This window comes from Mycobacterium appelbergii, from assembly GCF_032883035.1.
Lineage (GTDB): Bacteria > Actinomycetota > Actinomycetes > Mycobacteriales > Mycobacteriaceae > Mycobacterium > Mycobacterium appelbergii.
This window is the reverse complement of sequence record NZ_JAMQTH010000018.1, coordinates 111,079-130,322: the sequence shown is the minus strand read 5'-3', so window position 1 is coordinate 130,322 and position 19,244 is coordinate 111,079. Positions and strand designations below refer to the sequence as shown.

General features: G+C 67.9%; 13 protein-coding genes. 7 read left to right on the top strand and 6 right to left on the bottom strand.

Annotated elements, in window-relative coordinates; translation table 11 throughout:
- Position 1 precedes the first annotated feature (1 nt).
- Both M1247_RS31990 and M1247_RS31985 read left to right on the top strand, forming a co-directional pair.
- The gene (locus tag M1247_RS31990) at positions 2-754 is read left to right on the top strand and encodes a maleylpyruvate isomerase family mycothiol-dependent enzyme (RefSeq protein WP_317160454.1); all 753 of its coding nucleotides are present in this window, start codon (positions 2-4) and stop codon (positions 752-754) included.
- 18 nt (positions 755-772) lie between these two features.
- On the top strand, positions 773-1,141 hold the full coding sequence (locus tag M1247_RS31985) for a nuclear transport factor 2 family protein (protein WP_317160453.1): 369 nt from the start codon (positions 773-775) through the stop codon (positions 1,139-1,141).
- Position 1,142: 1 nt separating this feature from the next.
- Here the strand turns inward: M1247_RS31985 and M1247_RS31980 are convergent, their stop codons facing one another.
- The 5 genes from M1247_RS31980 to M1247_RS31960 all read right to left on the bottom strand — a co-directional run bounded on the left by M1247_RS31980 (position 1,143) and on the right by M1247_RS31960 (position 11,206).
- Positions 1,143-2,372, bottom strand: a complete 1,230-nt coding sequence (locus M1247_RS31980) for a YibE/F family protein (RefSeq protein WP_317160452.1) — start codon at positions 2,370-2,372, stop codon at positions 1,143-1,145.
- A 30-nt stretch (positions 2,373-2,402) separates the two neighbouring features.
- Positions 2,403-3,677, bottom strand: a complete 1,275-nt coding sequence (locus M1247_RS31975; RefSeq protein WP_458695273.1) for a pyridoxal phosphate-dependent aminotransferase — start codon at positions 3,675-3,677, stop codon at positions 2,403-2,405.
- Between the two features lie 99 nt (positions 3,678-3,776).
- Positions 3,777-6,725, bottom strand: coding sequence for a (Fe-S)-binding protein (locus M1247_RS31970; RefSeq protein WP_317160450.1), 2,949 nt, complete (start codon positions 6,723-6,725; stop codon positions 3,777-3,779).
- 189 nt (positions 6,726-6,914) lie between these two features.
- Positions 6,915-9,413 (bottom strand): isoniazid response ATPase/transcriptional regulator IniR, encoded by a 2,499-nt coding sequence (iniR, locus tag M1247_RS31965; protein WP_317160449.1) that lies wholly within the window; start codon positions 9,411-9,413, stop codon positions 6,915-6,917.
- A 20-nt stretch (positions 9,414-9,433) separates the two neighbouring features.
- Complete coding sequence (locus M1247_RS31960; RefSeq protein ID WP_317160448.1) at positions 9,434-11,206, bottom strand: Hsp70 family protein; 1,773 nt, start codon at positions 11,204-11,206, stop codon at positions 9,434-9,436.
- Positions 11,207-11,428: 222 nt separating this feature from the next.
- Here M1247_RS31960 and M1247_RS31955 point away from each other — a divergent pair, with 222 nt between their 5' ends.
- From M1247_RS31955 to M1247_RS31935, 5 genes are all read left to right on the top strand, one after another.
- Positions 11,429-11,938, top strand: coding sequence for an Rv0340 family IniB-related protein (locus M1247_RS31955; RefSeq protein ID WP_317160447.1), 510 nt, complete (start codon positions 11,429-11,431; stop codon positions 11,936-11,938).
- A 285-nt stretch (positions 11,939-12,223) separates the two neighbouring features.
- Positions 12,224-13,336, top strand: a complete 1,113-nt coding sequence (locus M1247_RS31950; protein WP_317160446.1) for an IniB N-terminal domain-containing protein — start codon at positions 12,224-12,226, stop codon at positions 13,334-13,336.
- A 106-nt stretch (positions 13,337-13,442) separates the two neighbouring features.
- Entirely contained in the window at positions 13,443-15,314 is a 1,872-nt protein-coding gene (gene iniA, locus M1247_RS31945; protein WP_317160445.1) for an isoniazid-induced dynamin-like GTPase IniA, read from the top strand.
- A 30-nt stretch (positions 15,315-15,344) separates the two neighbouring features.
- On the top strand, positions 15,345-16,838 hold the full coding sequence (locus tag M1247_RS31940; RefSeq protein WP_317160444.1) for a dynamin family protein: 1,494 nt from the start codon (positions 15,345-15,347) through the stop codon (positions 16,836-16,838).
- A 37-nt stretch (positions 16,839-16,875) separates the two neighbouring features.
- A complete protein-coding gene (locus M1247_RS31935) occupies positions 16,876-18,696 on the top strand; it encodes an Hsp70 family protein (RefSeq protein WP_317160443.1) in 1,821 nt (606 codons plus the stop codon).
- Between the two features lie 53 nt (positions 18,697-18,749).
- Here the strand turns inward: M1247_RS31935 and M1247_RS31930 are convergent, their stop codons facing one another.
- The gene (locus M1247_RS31930) at positions 18,750-19,238 is read right to left on the bottom strand and encodes a hypothetical protein (RefSeq protein ID WP_317160442.1); all 489 of its coding nucleotides are present in this window, start codon (positions 19,236-19,238) and stop codon (positions 18,750-18,752) included.
- Positions 19,239-19,244: the final 6 nt, after the last annotated feature.

Here is a 19,244-nt window from a genome sequence, read left to right as displayed (position 1 = left end):
TGTGGACTTCCGAGCCGTGCTGCTCGACCAGACCCGGGCCTTCGGGGAACTGATCGCCTCCGGCGATCCCGCCACCCCCGTGCCCTCTTGCCCGGACTGGACGCTCAAGCAGCTTTTCCGTCATGTTGGTCGTGGAAACCGTTGGGCTGCACAGATAATCGAGGATCGAAGACATACCGAATTGGATCCCCGTGAGGTTCCCGATGGTAAACCGCCCGACGATCCCGACGGTGCCATGGCATGGCTGAACGACGGCGCCGAGCTGGTGGTCAAGGCCGTCGACCGGGTGGGCGCTGACGCGAAAGTCTGGACGTTTCTCGGGCCGAAACCGGCCGGCTGGTGGATCCGGCGACGGGTGCACGAGGTGACCGTGCACCGCGCGGACGCAGCGCTGGCCCTCGGCGTCGATTACGAACTGTCATCGGAACTGGCCGCCGACGCGATCAGCGAATGGCTGGAACGGGTCTGCGTCGAGGCGACGAAGTACCACCGTGTGCCGGTGGACCGGGGCCAGAGCGTGCATCTGCACGCCACTGACGACGGTCTCGGACCGACAGGGGAGTGGACGGTCGTCAACGACGAAGAGGGAATCTGGTGGTCGCACAACCATGGCAAGGGCAGCGTCGCGGTGCGCGGGCCTGCCAAAGACCTGCTGCTGCTCACCACCAGGCGGAGCACGGTGGCCGACCTGGGTCTGCAGGTCTTCGGCGACACCGCGGTCTGGGACGGATGGCTCGAACGCACACCGTTCTGAGTGGCGTACGTTTCGTTCATGACCACATCGGAGATCGCAACGGTACTGGCCTGGCATGACGCGCTGAACGACAAGGACTTCGACACCCTGCTCACCCTGTGCAGTGACGACATCGAAGTGGGGGACTCCGCCGGAGCTGCGCAGGGACATGCGGCGCTGCGCGACTGGGCGGAGTCTGTGGACGCCACCGTGACGCCGGGACGCATGTACGTGCATGACGGCGTGGTCGTCGTCGAACAGACCATCACCGACGCGGACGGCGGCACCACCACCGATGCGGCCGCGTTTCGGGTGGTGCACGACCATGTCACCTCGGTGTTCCGTCACGACAACCTGGCCGCCGCACTGGCCGCGACCGAACTCACCGAGCAGGACCTGACCGGCTGAGTCAGTGTGGCGCGGCCTTGGGCGTCGCGAGCACCGCGGCGATCCCCGTGGTCAACGGCACCGACAAGGCCAGCGCGATGCCGCCCACCGCGGACCTCGCGACCTCGATGGCCACGCTCTCACCGGTCAGCACGTCGCCGAGGGACCGGTTGGCGACGCTGAACAGCAGCAGGAGTGGCAGCGCACTACCGGCATACGCCAGCACCAGGGTGTACACCGTGCTGGCGATGTGGTCGCGGCCCACCCGCATCGCCCCGACGAAAATTGACCGACGGGTGCCGCCGTGCTCGGCGAGCTCGAACACGGTCGACGCCTGGGTGACCGTGACGTCATTGAGCACACCGAGCGAGCCGATGATGAACCCGGCCAACAGCAGGCCGGTGATCGACACATTGCCCAGGTATGCCGCGACCTCGTTGTTCTGGTCCTCGGACAGTCCGGTCAGGTGGGCCAGTTCGATTGCCGCCCAGGAGAGTATGGCCGCCAACAGCAGGGCGGTGAGGGTCCCCAGCAGTGCCGCGCTGGTCCGCAGGCTGACTCCGTGGGCGAGATAGATGACCGCGTACAGGATGATCGCCGACGCCACGAGTGATACCGGCACGGCCGCGGCCCCATCGCGCAGGGCAGGCAACAGGAAGATCACCAGCACTCCGAACGCCACCACGATGCCGACCATGGCCCGCAGCCCCCGCCAGCGCGCGACCGCGACGATCACCACCGCGAACAGCGCAGCCATGACGATCAGCGGCCAGGCCCGCTCGTAGTCGAAGAACGCGTAGCTGGTCGACCCCGCGTCATCGATCTGCCTGCTGAGCCGGACGTCGTCGCCCGCGGCCAGCGGGGGCTGGCCGGGCCCGCCGCTGAATTCCAGCAGCGTGTTGGCGCCCTTGTTGGGGCCGGAGTCGATGGTCACGAGGTTCTGTACGCATTGGCCGCCCCCCTCCGGCGCGGGGATCGGATCCGAGGTCAGCACCGCCCCGGCCGACGGGCTGCCGCAGCCGGCCAAACTGCTGGACAGCACATGGCCGGCCTCGGTGGTCACCGCGCCACCCGCGGAGTTCTGGAATGGCAGCGGGATGTCGACCTTCTGCTGGCTGGGCCAGAGCAGGGCCGCACCGGCGATCACGGCGACGCCGATCGCGACCAACAACCCGACGACGATCCGGGCGGCCAAGGGTCCCAGGGGGGCCGGGCCGCTCAGCGAGTGCGAGTGGGAATGCGAATGCGTCACCCGCACAGGGTAGAGGTACGCCTTGGGTGCCTACTGGCGGTAGCCGGCCAGGAAGTTGCCCAGCCGTTCGATCGCCGCGGACAGGTCACGTGACCAGGGCAGCGTGACGATGCGCAGATGATCCGGTGTGGGCCAATTGAATCCGGTGCCCTGGGTGAGCAGGATCTTCTCCTGCAGCAGCAGATCGAGCACCAGCTGCTCGTCGTCGGCGATGTCGTGTACCTCGGGATCCAGCCGTGGGAACGCGTACAGCGCACCTGAGGGTTTCACACAGGACACCCCGGGGATCTCGTTGAGCTTGGTCCACGCCGTGTCGCGCTGTTCGAGCAGCCGCCCGCCCGGCAGCACCAGGTCGTCGATGCTCTGGTGGCCGCCGAGTGCCACCTGAATGGCATGTTGGGCAGGAACATTCGGGCACAGCCGCATATTGGCCAGCAGGCTGATGCCTTCGATGAAGCTGCTCGCGTGTTCCTTCGGGCCGGTGATCACCAGCCAGCCCGACCGGTAGCCGGCGACCCGGTAGGCCTTGGACAACCCGTTGAACGTCAGCGTCAGCACATCGGGCGCCAGCGACGCCAGCGCGATGTGCTGGGCATCGTCGTAGAGGATCTTGTCGTAGATTTCGTCGGCCAGCAGCAGCAGCTGATGCTTGCGCGCCAGTTCGACGATCTGGGTGAGGGTTTCACGGCTGTACACCGCGCCCGTCGGATTATTCGGGTTGATCACCACGATCGCCTTGGTGCGGTCGGTGATCTTGGACTCCAGGTCGGCGATATCGGGATTCCAGCCCTGGGTCTCGTCGCACAGATAGTGCACCGGGGTGCCGCCGGCCAGCGACGTCGACGCGGTCCACAGCGGGTAATCGGGCGCCGGGATCAGCACCTGATCGCCGTTGTCCAGCAGTGCCTGCAGCGTCATGGTGATCAGTTCGGAGACACCGTTGCCGAGGAATACGTCGTCGACGTCGAACTTGGGGAAGTTCTCAACGAGTTCGTAGCGGGTGAACACCGCACGCCGCGCACTGGGGATGCCCTTGGAGTCGGAGTAGCCCTGTGCGTTGGGCAGCGCCTGGATCATGTCGCGCATGATCACGTCGGGGGCTTCGAAGCCGAACGGCGCGGGGTTGCCGATGTTCAGCTTGAGGATGCGGTGACCTTCAGCCTCCAGCCGCGAGGCATGCTCGTGTACCGGCCCACGAATCTCGTACAGGACGTCCTGCAGCTTCGACGACTGGGCGAAGGTGCGTGGCTTGGGGTGTTGCCCGGTGTTCTGCCACGGCACCTGATTGGTAGTCACGTCCACCATGGTCGCACCGTTGTCCAATCGTTTAACGGCCAGTGGCCAGCTATGACACGCAATCGTGTTGAACGCGTGTCGTAACTGGCCACTGGAAAAGTAGTGATGTCAGCGTTTGCCGGGACGCTTCGCGCCCGGCTTGATGCCCAGGCCGACCACCGGTGGCTCCGGTGTGGCCGGTTTCTCTTCGGCCGGCTCAGGGGCAGGCTCAGGCTCCGGGGCCGGTTCGGCAGCGGCCGGTGGGGCAGCCGGAGCGGACTTCTTGGCACCCGGCCGACGTGCGCCCGCGGCGATGCCCAGTCCCACCACCGGGGGCTCCGGCTTGGCCGGTTCGGCCGGTGCTTCGGCTTCTGGTGCAGGCGCCTCCGGAGCAGGCGCCGACGCGGCCGGGGCAGCGGACTTCTTGGCGCCGGGTCGCTTGGCTCCGGCCGCGAGGCCGAGGCCCTTGACCGGTGCGGCCGGTGCAGCGGGGGCCGCGGGAGCTTCAGACGCCGGAGCCTCGGGTGCGGCGGCTGCCGTCTTCTTGGCGCCGGGACGTTTCGCGCCGCCGGCGAGGCCGAGGCCCTTGACCGGAGCCGCGGCAGGCGCCTCGGTCGATGCCGCGGGTGCGGCCGTCTTCTTCGCGCCGGGACGCTTGGCGGCGCCCGCCATTCCCAGCCCGGTCACCGGTTTGGCTGCGGCCGTCGTCTCTGCCGGAGCCTCTTGCGGTGCCTCTTCTTCGACCGCAGGTGCCGCAGCAGCTGCGGCGGCTTCGGCCTTGGCCTCCGCCTCGGCGCGGACAGCCGCACGGGCCTCGGATTCCTTTGCCGCGGTGCCCTTTTCCGGCAACGTGATGGCGGACTTGTCCAATGAGCTCAACAGCAGTTGGGCCACGTCGAGCACTTCGGCCTTGTCCACATCGCGCGCCGCGGCGACGTCGTCGACACCGTCGGTGATCATCACGCGGCAGAACGGGCAGCCGGTCGCGATGGTCGAGGCGGTGTCCATCGCCTCTTCGGTGCGCTCCACATTGACGCGCTTGCCGATGTGCTCTTCCATCCACATCCGAGCGCCGCCTGCACCGCAGCACAGGCCACGGTCGGCATGGCGCGGCATTTCGGTCAGCGTCGCACCGGAGGCGTCGATCAGCTCACGCGGCGCGGAGTACTCCTTGTTGTGGCGACCCAGGAAGCACGGGTCGTGGTAGGTGACCTCGGGGCCGCCGGTGGACTTGACCGGCACCAGCTTCTTGTCCCGCACCAGGCGGTTCAGCAGCTGGGTGTGGTGCACCACGGTGTAGTCGCTGCCGAGCTGCGGGTACTCGCGGCCAATGGTGTTGAAGCAGTGCGGGCAGGTCGCGATGATCTTGCGATCGACCGCCTCCACACCGTCGAACAGCTCGTTGATGGTCTCCACGTTCTGCGCGGCGAGCTGCTGGAACAGGAACTCGTTGCCGGAGCGCCGGGCAGAGTCGCCGGTACAGGTTTCGCCGGTGCCCAGCACCAGGAACTTCACTCCCGCTGCCGAGAGCAACTCGGCGACAGCCTTGGTGGTCTTCTTGGCGCGGTCCTCGTAGGCGCCGGCGCAGCCGACCCAGAACAGGTACTCGTAACCGTCGAAGCTGTCCACGTCCTGGCCGTAGACCGGCACGTCGAAGTCGACCTCGTCGATCCAGTTGGTGCGGTCCTTGGCGTTCTGGCCCCAGGGGTTGCCCTTGGTCTCCAGGTTCTTGAACAGCACGCCGAGTTCGCCGGGGAACTCCGACTCCACCATGACCTGGTAGCGACGCATGTCGACGATGTGGTCGATGTGCTCGATGTCGACGGGGCACTGCTCGACGCAGGCACCGCAGTTGGTGCAGGACCACAGCACGTCAGGGTCGATCACACCGCCCTGTTCGGCGGTGCCGACGAGGGGGCGCAGCGCCTGTTCGGGGCCCGACCCCATGACGCGTTCGAAACCGTCTTCGGACACACCGTGGCGGTGCTCGCTGTGGTCCAGTGTGGCGAAGTCGACCGAACCCTCCTCGGGCATCGGCTTGCCCTCGATGATGTAGGGCGCCTTGGCGAACAGGTGATCGCGCAGGTTCATGACCAGGAGCTTCGGCGACAGCGGTTTGCCGGTGTTCCAGGCCGGGCACTGCGACTGGCAGCGACCGCACTCGGTGCAGGTCGCCATGTCGAGGTTGGCCTTCCAGGTGAAGTCCTCGATCCGGCCCTTGCCGAACACCGCGTCTTCGGCGGGATCCTCGAAGTCGATCGGCTCGCCCTTGTTCTCCATCGGCAGCAGCGGCCCGAGGCCGTCGGGCAGGCGCTTGAAGGTGACGTTGATCGGGGCCAGGCCGATGTGCAGGTGCTTGGAGTGCAGCACGATCAGCAGGAAGGCCAGCATGACGCCGATGTGGCCCATCAGCGCGATGGTCTCGATCCACACGTTGGCGGTGTGGCCCAGCGGGGCGAGCAGTGCGGCCATGCCGTCGGAGAAGAATGCGCCGGACTGGTAGGGGAAGTCCTCGGCCAGCACGTTGACGGCCGCGCCGCGGAAGATCGCGTAGGTCAGGATGACCAGGAAGATCATGAACAGGATGGTCCAGGCACCGCCGTTGTGCGAGCCGTAGAACCGGGATTCGCGGCCCAGCTGCTCGGGGTTCTTGCGGATGCGGATGATCGCGAAGACGATGATCCCGGCCAGCACCGCGACGGCGAAGAAGTCCTGCAGGAAGCCCAGTACCGCCCACCGGCCGACGAGCGGGATGTGGAATTCGGGATTGAACAGCACACCGTAGGCCTCGAGATACACCGTCGCGAGGACGAAGAAGCCCCACATGGTGAAGAAGTGCGCGAGGCCGGGGATCGACCATTTCAGTAGCTTCGACTGGGCGAAGACTTCCTTGTTCTGATTCAGGAAGCGCTGGACGAGATGGTCCTTGCGGCCGCGCTCGTCGCCCACGATCTGTCCGGAGCTGATCAGCTTCGTCAGCCACAGCACACGTTTGCCGGCGAACACCAGCACGACGAGCGTGGCGAGCACGCCAAGAACCAGCCTCGACAGAACCAGCGTGTGTTCGAGACTCTCCACAGAAACGCCTCCATATCGCGAGTTACTCGCGGGTAACTTGGGCCTGGTTACCCGTCGGTAACTTAGCTTCCTTCAGCTCATAGTGACATTTGGGTGTTTATTACCGCTACCGAGGCTTGCCTAACTTGGAGGTCACTGTGGTACAGCTCTCAGCTGCACGGCAGGGTGCTGTTCGCTCGTTGCCTGTCGTCAACCGTGCGGTGTGATCATCGCCCGCAGCATCGACAGCATTTCCGAGCGTGATTCCGCGCCGAGCCGCCTGCGGATGCGGGCCACATGATGCTCGACGGTTTTCGCCGAAATGAACAACTGACTGCCGATGTCGCGGTACGGCATGCCCAGCAGCAACAACTCCGCGACTTCGCGCTCCCGGTCGGACAATCGGGCCGGTGAGCTACCCGGTGCGTGCGTCGCGAGCGGCCGGTCTGTGGTCACCGCCACCGCAGCGTCGTCGCCCGCGCTGGTCTGCTTGAGATCCCTGGCCAGCTGCAACATTGCCTGCGAAACCCGGGCATCGGGGGTCTGCAACGCCGCCTGGCTGGCCAGTCGGGTGCCGTCCCAGGTGAGGCCGAACTGGGAGAGCGCGCGTGCCGCCGCCACCACTTCGTCGGTGTCAACCTGGTTGGCCAGCACCCGCAACCAACTGCGCCCCGCGTTGGCCAGCGCGCGGGCGAACGTGCTGTGGACTGCCGCCGCGGTCAGCGCCTGGCCGTGTGGGGCCACCGCTTCCGGTGAATTGGCCAGGATCCCGGCGTGCACCCCGGCCCAATGCAGGGGCACCGACCACAGCACCGGCTTGCCCAACGATTCCAGCAGGTCAAATGCCTGGCTCAAGGTGTGTTCGAGGCGGTCGACCTGACGCATCCTGGCCCCGGCCACCCACAATTCGCCCAGCGGCAGCAACGAGAACAGGTCGATCGAGTACTCGGCCAGCACCTCCATCGCGGCATACCAGTGCTTCTTCACCGCGCCGCTGTCCCCGCTGCGACGCGCGATCGCGGTGCGCAGCGCCGCGGCCCACAGCGCATCCCGCCGATGCAGGGCCACACCGGTTTCAGCGGCGACCGCATCGGCGGTCGCGGCGCCCAACTGTCCGTCCTGCATCCGTACCCACCCCAGCATCAGGCGGTGCCGGGGTGCGGTGAACGACGCCTCGTCGGCGGCGTCGCCGGAACGCACCGCGCGTCCGATGACACTGCGCGCCCGCACCGGATCCCCGCCGTGCAGGGCGGCCAGCGTCACCAACGCCGCCGGGGTATCCGGGGCGACGCCGTCGAACTGCTGGTCGGAGGTGATGGACTGCCCCAGCCGCGCGACGGCCACGGCGAACGGCTCGTCCAACGACAACAACAGACCATCGGCCAGACTGCGCGCCGCACGGGCGGTCGAGGTCGGGGGGCCGGCGCGTTCTGCGCTGAGCGCGGTGTGCGCCGCGTCGAGATCACCCGCGGCGAGCGTGACGACCGCGCCCGCCGAACTGATCGATGCGTCCGGGTACGGCCCGAGCCACCGGAACAAGTCAGCGGCCTGGGCGGCACTGCCGTCGTGGATGGCGATGCTCGCGGCAATGCGTACGGCGGCAGCGCGTTCGGCCGGATCGTCGGAGCCCAGAAGTTCGTCGGCCATCCGGCCGGCGGTGGTGCAGTCACCGGTCAACGCCAGCGCATCGGCGAGTCGGGGATGCAACGCGGACGACCCGGCCTGGGCCGCGGCCCGGTACAGCCGGGCCGCGCGGGCCGGCTCGCCGTGTAGCCGCGCCGCCTCCTCGGTGAGCGCATCGGCCAGGCGATCATCCCGTAATCCGTGTTCTGCCAGTCGCACCGCGAGTTCGGCTGACAGCGTGGACAATTCCAACTGGGAACCCAGCAGGGAAAATTCGATGTCGCGGTGGCGGGCGGTTCCGGCGATCTGTGCGATGCACGCGTGGACCAGTCGCAGGAAGCGGCGATCGTGGGCAGGCTCGACCAGACCTCCTGCGCGGGCCCGGTCCACCAGGGTCAACGCTTCGGCATTGGGCAGTCGCAATGCCGCGGCGACGTCATCGGGACCGAGCTCCAGGCTCAGCGACGTGATCAGCAGGGTGTCGCGGGTGTGTTCGTCGATGCGGCGCAGCCGCTCGATGAGGGCGAAGCGGGCGGCATCCTCGGGTGCGGCAGTGGCGCCGGCCACCGCCTGCACGAGAAACGGCAGGCCCGCGGTCGCGGCGAGCACTGCCCGGACTTTGTTCGGTGAGACCGTGGTTTCGGATGCGTCGGTCAGGAGGCGGTTCACCTCTGCCGCGGGCAGGGGACCGAGCGTCACCACCGGGTTCTCCCGTTCCAGCGCCGTCACCAATGCGCGCAACGAGTCATGGTGGGCGAGTGGTTCGGTCGCGACCACGATGGTCGACGCCGTATCGGTGCTCAGCTCGGTGAGCCGGTCGAGTTCAGCGTCGTCGAGCAGGTGGGCATCATCAACGACGAATGCGACGTCCGCGGGATCCTCCGGGCGCGGCGGACGGGTGAGTACGGTCCGCCCGGACTCGCGCAGCGCGGTCCGGATCGCGGCAAGGACCGCACTCTTGCCCGTTCCGATCCCGCCGGACACCAGCAGCTTGACGGGCACCGTCGGCGCACCGGCCACCGTGCTGACGGCGTCATGCGCGGCCGGCGGCAGATCCATGGGGCGTTCCGGCGGGGGATTGGCCATGGTGGTCTCGGCGGGCCTGCCTAGGCGCCGTCGTCCGGTACCTCGGCGGTGGTGGTGATCGGCTCCGGCGTGGTGGTCGGCGGCGCGGTGGTGGTCGGTTGCGTCGTTGTGGGTTGGGTGGTTGTGGTCCGCGTTGTGGTCGTCGTCGGCGTGGTTGTCGTTGTCGTTGTCGTCGTAGTGGTGGTCGTGGTGGGGCTGGTCGTGGTTGTGGTGGGTTGCGTGGTCGTCGTCTCCGGGGGAGGAGGCGGCGGGACCACCACTGTCGTGGTGTGCTGGCCGTCGGGTCCGACTGTCACGGTCGTAACCGGTTCGGGAGGTGGGCCTTCCGGCGAGGGCTCCATCGAGTACGTGGTGCTGGTCTCGGTCACCGGCGCGGAATCTCCGGTACTTCCGGTCAGGGTGACGGCCAGCCCGCCGACAGCGAGTAATGCGGCCGCCGCGGCCGCGCCGAACAGGATCGGCGGCCGTTTGTACCAGGGCAGCGGCCCCGGTTCGGTGTGGTAGGCCTCTTCTTCGTGGGCGAATGCCACGGGTGGCCGCGCCGCGGTCGGTCCGGAGTCGGGAGGGTAGCTGTAGTCGGCCCCCGCGTAGGGCACCGGCTCATCGCCTGGAGCATCGTCCTGCGACCAGGCCAACGCGCCGAACGTCGAGGACTCGGGGCTGCCGGCCGTGGGCTGGGCGGCGGTCGCCCCCGCCGCGCCTGCCGCCCACGCAGCGGGCCCCAATCCCGTAGGGGCACTGGCAGCGTCGATCCCGGGCGCCATGCCCGTGGGCGCACCTGCATCGATCACCTTGTCGGCGACCAGTGCGGCTCCGGCCGCCACGCCGATCTGCGGTTGGGGCGCGGTCACCACCGGCGCCCGCAGCCGTTCGGACAGTCGCTGCGTGACCAACGGGATCGCGGCGCCGCCGCCGACAGTGGCCACGGCGGACAGGCTGGACAGCGCAATGTTGTTGCGCTGTAACGTGTCTTCGACGACGTTGAGCAATGCGGCCACCGGGCCTGCGATGAGCTGCTCGAGCTCGGAGCGGGTCACCCTGACGTCGGAGTTGAAGTTCGGCAGCTCGACCGGCACCGCGGTGGCGGTTTCGGCGGAGAGTCGTTCTTTGGCGCGTCGGCATTCCGTGCGCAGCCGCTCGAGTGACCCGACCGCCGCCGTACCCGCCGGGTCGGCATCGTTGGCCGTGGCAATACCGCTGATGACGTGGTTGAGCAGCGCCTGATCGACCTGGTCGCCGGAAAAGTCCGGATAACGCACGGTCTGCCCGACGGTCGCGAGATCAGCACTGGCGTCGGCCAGCGTCACGCTGGTGCCGCTGCCGCCGAAGTCGCACAGCACCACGACGCCGTCAGCGGGTAGGCCGGGGCTTATCTGCAGCGCGGCCAGCGCGGTCAGTGAATCAGGCACCAGCGCCGGTACGCCGTCGGGCGCCAGAGCGGGCTTGGTGTGTAATGCGCCGCGCAGTGCGGCGATCGTGCCGGGACCCCAGTACGCCGGAAACGCGATCACGACGGGCCTGCCACCACCAGCTTCGCGGGCCATCGCGTCGAGAGCCTCGGCGAGTACCAGTTCGCCCCGATGCTGGGAGCCGTCGGGGGCGACGATGGGCACCGGGTCGCCCACCCGCTCGACGAACCCGGTCAGCGCCATGCCGTGGCCGCGGTATTCGCCGACCTCGGGCGCGCGGTCGTGGGACAGGGTGAGAATCGATGGGTGAAGCACCGGCGGACGGCCTTCGCGGGCTGCCGCCAGATTGGTCACCCCGATCGACAACCCCAGTGAGTCGGTCATCAGGCGTCACTCCTGTTGTCTGGGCGAACCTCACCTTAACGGCTGTACCCCCGCCGACCGGTGATTGTTCCCCTAGTGGCGCGAATCCCCTAACGGTCAGTCCCCTAATCGGCCCGGGATAGGGGTGGGTTCGGCACCGATCCCAGCCGGTTCACAGCTCGTTAACATCGAGTCATCATCGGCGTCGTGCCGTATCCAGGGAACCAGTGAAGAAGGTATGTCATGGCAAACTCGTTACTCGACTTTGTCATGTCCCTGGTGCGCGATTCCGACGCCGCCGCCCGCTACGCGGCCGATCCGGCTCAGGCCATCGCCGACGCGCATCTGACCGATGTCACCAGTGCTGATGTCAATCAGCTGATTCCGGTGGTGTCCGAATCGCTTTCCATGGGAGCGCCTGCGGGTGGGCTCGACGGATTGGGCGCGGAAACAGCAGGCAATGTATGGGCCAGCGGCGCCGCCACGGCCGCGTTCGATGCCTTCGACCTCCACGTCCCGACCGATGAACCGGCCGGGCACGTCATCGAGCAGCCGGGCCAGGATCTGGTGTCGGGCCTGGATGAGCTTTCCGACGGCGGGCTCACCCATCCCACGTTCGACGATGCACCCCTGAACGTCAGCGAACCGGTGATCGAAGATGCGCCGGTCGACGAACCAGCACTCGAACACGACTGGGCACAGCCTGTCATCGACGACCACCACACCGATGCCGGGTTCGACATCTTCGACTGAACCCGACCGCCGTAGCAGGCTCCGAACGCGCACGACCATCCCCGGTCGTGCGCGTTTTTGCGTCTCACCTGCACAGACCATCGCCAGAACAACGCCATCCCCTATCGGCCCCCTAATCCCCTATCGGGGTTGTTGCGGTGAGCCCGGACTGCTCCCTAACGGGGAGGGGATCCGACCCCGTTTCCGGTGCCTCGGCGGGCCCATAACGTGGTCTCCAGATCGCCGGAGAGACCGGCGGGGGAACTCCTCAAGAGACTTCCCAGCGACAACTGAAAGAGTTGAAAAATGGCTATCTCCCTGATCGACTTCATCCTGGACCTGTTCCGCAGCCCGGCCTCTGCCGCGTCGTTCATCTCCGACCCGGACGGCAGCCTGCGCGACGCCGGCCTGCCGAACGTCACCGCCGCCCAGCTGCATGCCGTCGCCGCCACCGCGGCCCCGGCAGGCGTCCTGCTCGGAGGCGGCAACCCCGTGGTGGGTCTGCAGCGTGCGGTCGCCGACCACCACAGCATCCCGTCGCAGTTCGCGGCACCGGTCGCCTCGCCGTTCTCGCCGCAGACGCAGTTCGCGCCTGAGGTGGCCAGCCACAACGACACCGATTTCGCCAGCCACAACGATGTTCCGATCATGAGCCCCAACCAGGACGCCGGCGCCAATGCTCAGCAGGGCGCGTTCAACCTCGGCTTCGGTGACATCACCTTGGGTGACAAGAGCACCAACACCGCCACCAACGGCGGCGTGGTGGTCGACGGGGACAACGCCGGTGACATCGTCAGCGGTGACGGCGCGGTGCTCGGCGACGGCAACACCACCAACAACGGTGACATCTGGGCCGGTGCCGGTTCCAACGTCGCGGTCGGTGAGGACAACGAGATCGAGGACAACTCGCAGACTGCCGGGGGCGACCTGATCTCGGGCAATGACGGGCCGGTGATCAGCGATGTCGATATGAGCGGTGGGCACGGGGGCGGTGCCAGCGGCGGCGACAGCCTGATCGGCATCGGCAGCGGTGGTGCCTCGGGTGGCGACGGCGGCAATGCCGGTTCGATCATCCTCACCGACAACGACACCAACGCCGTCGGCGGCAACCAGACCTCGGTCGGCGGGGACTACGGCAGCGACAACACCCAGGACAACTCGGTGCACACCGCGGTCGAGACCGACACCCGCACCAGCTGGGAGGACAACTCCTCGTCCTACGAGTCGAACATCGGGTCGGGCAACGACACCGCGTTGGCGTCGGGCAACGACATCGCCTCGGGCAACGACACGGCGTCGCACAACGACACCTCGTTCGGGTCGCACAACGACACCAGCTCGGCGCTGGGCTCGGGCAACAGCTACGACACCGACACTGACGTCGCCTCGCACAACGACACCGGCTTCGACGCGTTCTGAACCGGCACAACCCAATAGCGCAGTGGGTGGGGACCATCCGATACGCGGATGGTCCCCACCCCCTTCGCGCGCTTACGGTTGAGGCCGGCAGCAGGGAAGGACATCCATGACGCAACCCAGCGACCCCCGCAAGGTCGCGGCCGGCGGGCCGGCCAGACCGGTCAAGGTGATCGTCGAGCTCATCGACCACACGACCAAGATCGCCGCGGCCAACGACCGTGGCGATCTGGTGGAACGCCTCGGGGTGGCCAAGGATCGCATCAGTGACCCGCAGATCCGCGTCGTGATCGCCGGCCAACTCAAACAGGGCAAGAGTCAGCTGCTCAATTCGCTGCTCAACATCCCGGTGGCCCGCGTCGGGGATGACGAGAGCACCGTGCTGGCCACCGTCGTCGCCTACGGAGAACAGCCGTCGGCGCGTCTGGTGGTGGCCCGGCCCGACGGTGCCGAACCCGAACTGGTCGAGATTCCCCCGTCGGACCTCACGCAGGACCTGCGCCGCGCACCGCAGGCCGGCGGCCGCGAGGTGCTGCGCGTCGAGGTGACCGCACCCAGCCCCCTGCTCAAGGGCGGGCTGGCGTTCGTCGACACCCCGGGCGTCGGCGGGCACGGCCAGCCGCACCTGTCGGCGACCCTGGGCCTGCTGCCCGACGCCGACGCCATGCTGATGGTCAGTGACACCAGCCAGGAGTTCACCGAGCCGGAGCTGACATTCATCCGTCAAGCCCTCGAAATCTGCCCGGTAGCAACGATTGTCGCGACGAAGACGGACCTGTACCCGCATTGGCGGCAGATCGTCGGGGCCAATGTCGCGCACCTGCAGCGGGCCGGTCTGAACGTCCCCGTCACACCTGTCTCCTCGGTTCTGCGCAGCCACGCCATCTCGCTCAATGACAAAGAGCTCAACGAGGAATCGAACTTCCCCGCGATCGTGAAGTTCCTCTCCGAACGCGTGCTGTCCCGCGAGAACGACCGGGTCCGCGATCACGTGGTGGCCGAAATCCTCTCGGCGGCAGAACATCTACTCCTCGCGGTCAACTCCGAGCTGTCGGCGTTCAACGACCCGGACGAGCGCGGGCGGCTCACCGCCGACCTGGAACGCCGCAAGGAGGAAGCCCAGGAAGCCCTGCAGCAGACCGCGTTATGGCAGCAGGTGCTCAACGACGGCATCTCTGATCTGACCGCCGACGTCGACCACGACCTGCGCCAACGGTTCCGCAACATCAGTGCCCACACCGAGAAGGTGATCGACACCACCGACCCGACCGTCCATTGGGCCGAGATCGGAGCCGAACTCGAAGACGCGGTGGCCACCGCGGTCGGGGACAACTTCGTGTGGGCCTATCAGCGCGCTGAGGCGCTGGCCGCCGAGGTGGCCCGCACATTCACCGAGGCCGGGCTCGAAGCGGTCCAGATGCCGCAGATCGACGCCCGCGACATGGGTGCCGGATTCGGTGAGTTCAAATCCCTGGCCCGGCTGGAAGCCAAGCCCATCAAGGCCGGTCACAAGGTCGTCACCGGGATGCGTGGTTCCTACGGTGGCGTGCTGATGTTCGGCATGCTCACCTCGTTCGCCGGTCTGGGCATGTTCAACCCGCTGTCGCTGGGCGCGGGCCTGGTGCTGGGCCGCAAGGCCTACAAGGAGGACATGGAGAACCGCATGGCGCGGGTGCGCAACGAGGCCAAGACCAACATGCGCAAATTCGTCGACGACGTCGCCTTCGTGGTCGGCAAGGAATCCCGCGACCGGCTCAAAGGCATCCAGCGCCAATTGCGTGACCACTACCGCGGTATCGCCAACCAGACCCAACGGTCGCTCAACGAGTCACTGCAGGCCACGCTGGCCGCGGCGAAGATCGAGGAGAACGAACGCAACACCCGCGTCAAGGAACTCGAGCGGCAGTGCAACATCCTCAAGCAGGTTGTCCAGCACGCGCAGAACCTCGCGGAGGAGTCCCAACTAAGCTCGAATGGTTAACCGCCAGTCGAAAGGGTTGGACTCCGCAACGTGAGCACGGGCGATCAGGTGCGCACGATTCTCGGTGGCACCATCCGGGCGTATCAGGGCGACCCGGCCTACCGGAACCGCCCCGACGTGCACAACGAGCTCGACCGCATCGGCCGTCGGCTCAACCAGCCCATCCGGATCGCGTTGGCAGGCACGCTCAAGGCCGGGAAGTCCACCTTGGTGAATGCGCTGGTCGGGGAGGACATCGCCCCCACCGACGCCACCGAGGCCACCCGCATCGTCACCTGGTTCCGCCATGGCCCGACCCCGAAGGTGACCGCCAACCACCGCGGCGGCAGGCGGTCGAATGTGCCGATCGGGCGCGATCCACATGACCGGGGGTTGACGTTCAGTTTTGCCGGCCTGGACCCGGTCGACGTGGTGGATCTCGACGTGGAGTGGCCTGCCGCCGAGCTCATCGACACCACGATCATCGACACCCCGGGCACCTCGTCGCTGTCGCGGGATGTCTCCGAACGCACGCACCGGCTGCTGGTCCCCGAGGACGGGGTGCCGCGCGTCGACGCGGTGGTGTTCTTGTTGCGCACCCTCAACGCGGCCGACATCGCGCTGCTCAAACAGATCGGCGAGCTCGTCGGCGGATCGTCGGGTGCGCTCGGTGTCATCGGGGTGGCCTCGCGGGCCGACGAGATCGGCGCGGGCCGCATCGACGCGATGATGTCGGCGAACGACGTGGCCAAGCGGTTCACCGCGGAGATGGACAAGACCGGTATCTGCCAGGCGGTGGTGCCGGTGTCGGGTCTGCTCGCACTGACCGCCCGCACCCTGCGCCAGAGTGAGTTCGTCGCGCTGGAGAAGCTGGCCGGGGTCGACGCCGCCGAACTCGCCAAGGCGATGCTCTCGGTGGACCGATTCGTCCGTGAGGACAGTTCGTTGCCCGTGGACGCGGCCACCAGGGCCGCGCTGCTGGACCGGTTCGGCATGTTCGGCATCAGGATCTCGATCGCGGTGTTGCGCGCCGGGGTGTCCGATTCGGTAGCGCTGGCCGACGAACTGCTCGAACGCAGCGGCCTGATCGCGTTGCGTGATGTCATCGACCAGCAGTTCGCGCAACGGTCGGACCTGCTCAAAGCCCATACGGCGCTGTTGTCGCTGCGCCAGTTCGTCCAGCACAACCCGCTGTACGCCACCCCCTACATCCTCGCTGACATCGATCCGCTGCTGGCCGACACGCACGCGTTCGAGGAGCTGCGGTTGCTGAGCCAACTTCGGTCGCGCCCGACCACGCTCAACGATGACGAGATGGCCTCGCTGCGTCGCATCATCGGGGGTTCGGGCACCGATCCCGCCAGTCGGCTCGGGCTGCAACCCGATACTCCTTATGACGGTCCCAGGGCGGCGTTCGCCGCCGCACAACGGTGGCGCAGACGGGCCGAACATCCGCTGAACGACCCTTTCACCACCCGTGCCTGCCGGGCCGCGGTACGCAGTGCGGAGGCCATGGTCGCCGACTATGCGACCCGTCAGCGCTGACGCCTAACGAATCGGCGGTGTCGGCCGACATACAGGTATGCGTGTTTGCCTGGGGTTGTCGATCGGGACGACCAATGTGGTGGCGATCGCCGACCAGGCCCCGGTCGTGCGGCGTGCGGTGCTCCCGCTGTCCGGTCAGGGGACGGTCATCAGCGGCTTCGTGGAGCGCGTCGGCGATCCGGTGCCGGTGGTCGCGGCCGACGGATCGGCCTATCGCGGTGAGCAACTGCTGGCGCAGACGGTGGAGCAGTTGACCCGCACCGCGAGCCCGGTCCAGCGCCCCGAGGTCTCCGTGGTGGCGGTTCCCGCGCACTGGCGGCCGGCAGCCTTCGATGCCGCACGGGCGGTGATGCCCGGGACGCGGGTGGTTTCCGACGCAGTGGCGGCGCTGACGGCGGTTCAGGCGCATCCTGGTCTACCGGCTCGTGGTGTGGTCGCGCTGTGTGACTTTGGTGCGACCGGCACCTATCTCACCCTGGCCGACGCAGGCGCCGGGTTCGCGACCGTCGGGCAGACCGTGCGTTACGACGAGTTCTCCGGTGACCTCATCGACCAGGAAGTGCTCCGGCACGTCCTGGCCAACCTTGACACCGAACCGTCGGGCACCGCCGCAGTGGCCGCACTGACCCGGCTGCGCGAGCAGTGCCGCACCGCCAAGGAACGGTTGAGCTATCAAGCCGCCACCAGCCTCGTCGGCCCCGTGCCCGGCAGCACGATCAGGCTGACCCGCGGCGAACTGGAGACCATCGTCACCGAACCACTCGGCGGAGTGATCGATGCACTGCAGGATCTGCTGCGCCGCAACGGTATACATCCTGCCGAGCTGGCAGCACTCGTCACCGTCGGCGGGGGAGCCCGCATACCCATTGTCACCCAAAGGCTTTCGGAAGCTTTCCGGACTGCCGTCACCACGGTCCCGCAGTCGCAGGTGATCGCGGCAATCGGGGCAGCGCTGCTGGCGCGGCGCGCCGGTGTCGACGAGACCGCCACCCGGCAGGCGATCACCCCTGCTCCGCCCGCCACCGGACCGTGGGCCACGACCCAGGCGGCTCCGCTGGCACTGGCGTGGTCGGCGGAAGGCCCCGTGGCCGAGGTCGCCGAGTTCGTGCCCGAAGCCGTCTCCGAGGACGCGGCCCGGCCCGAGTTCGTGTTCACCGAGGTCGCGCCGGACGTTCCTGCCACGCCGAGTGTGCCGTGGTACCGGCGCGGGGGTGTGCTGGCCTACGCCGCGGCGTTCCTGGCGGTGGTGGGGACCGTCGGCCTGGTGCTCTCCGCACGCGCCGACATGATCGACGCTCCTGCGGCCACCGGCTCCTCGGCTTCGGGCGGGCCGCAGCCGATGCCTGCCGAGTCGCCGCTGGCCCAGGCACTGCCCGCGCCGCCCACCCGGACCGTCGTGGTGCGTGACCCGTCGGTCCCGGCGCAGGCCGCCGCACCTCAGGCAGGTGCGCCGCAGGCAGCTGCCGCGCCGCGGGTGGTCCAGCGGGCGCAGGCCGCGCCACCGCCGCGGGTGGTGCGTGCTCCTGCTCCGCGACAGGTTGCCCCGGCCCCCGCCCCCGCGCCGCGGCCCGCCGCGCCGGCCCCGGTGCTGCCACCGATTCCTCAACTGCCGATACCGCAACTGCCGATTCCACAGTTGCCGCTGCCGACGTTCGTCCCGCCCACGCCGACGCAAACTCCTTCGCCGACACCGGAACCCACGCAGACCCCCGAGCCGACTCAGGCCCCCGAGCCCACTCAGGCCCCCGAGCCCACCGTGGAACCGACGCAGGAGCCCACCCAGGCACCGGAGCCCACACAGACGGTCGAACCCACACCCGAGCCTGAACCGACGCCGACTACCTCACCGCCGGCGTGAGTGGCCGCACGTCAAATCCGTTCTCGCGTGAGATAACTGGCCGCTGAACGACGTTACTGGCCACCCTCAGGCGCCGGAACCGTCGTCGTCTCGGTGACCGTGCTGGTGCTGACCGTGGTCGTCGGCTCGGTCGTCGTGGTCGTCGTGGTGGCTTCTGTGGTCGTCGTGGTGGTCGGTGGAGGCGTGGTGGTCGTCGGCGGCACCGTGGTCTCGGTGACCGTGTGGGTCGGCGGCGGGGCCACCGGCGCTGTCGTCTGCGCTGCCGAGGTGGTGGTCGTCACCGTGGTGGACGAAGTGGTCGTCGTGGTCGCGGGCGTCGAGTCGTCAGAGGAGAACAACTGGACCAACTCATAAATGACCAGCGCTGCGACGACTGCGCCGAGCGCGCCCAGTCCCAGCAGGGCGGCAGGTTTGCGGTACCAGGGAGTGGGTTCCGGCGCGGGTGGAATCTCGCTCGTCGGCGATTCGGAGTATCCGCCGTACTCGCCATAGCTGCTGGCGTACTGGGTGGGCTCGTCGTCGTCGGAGTAGTTGTTCGCCACGCGGTC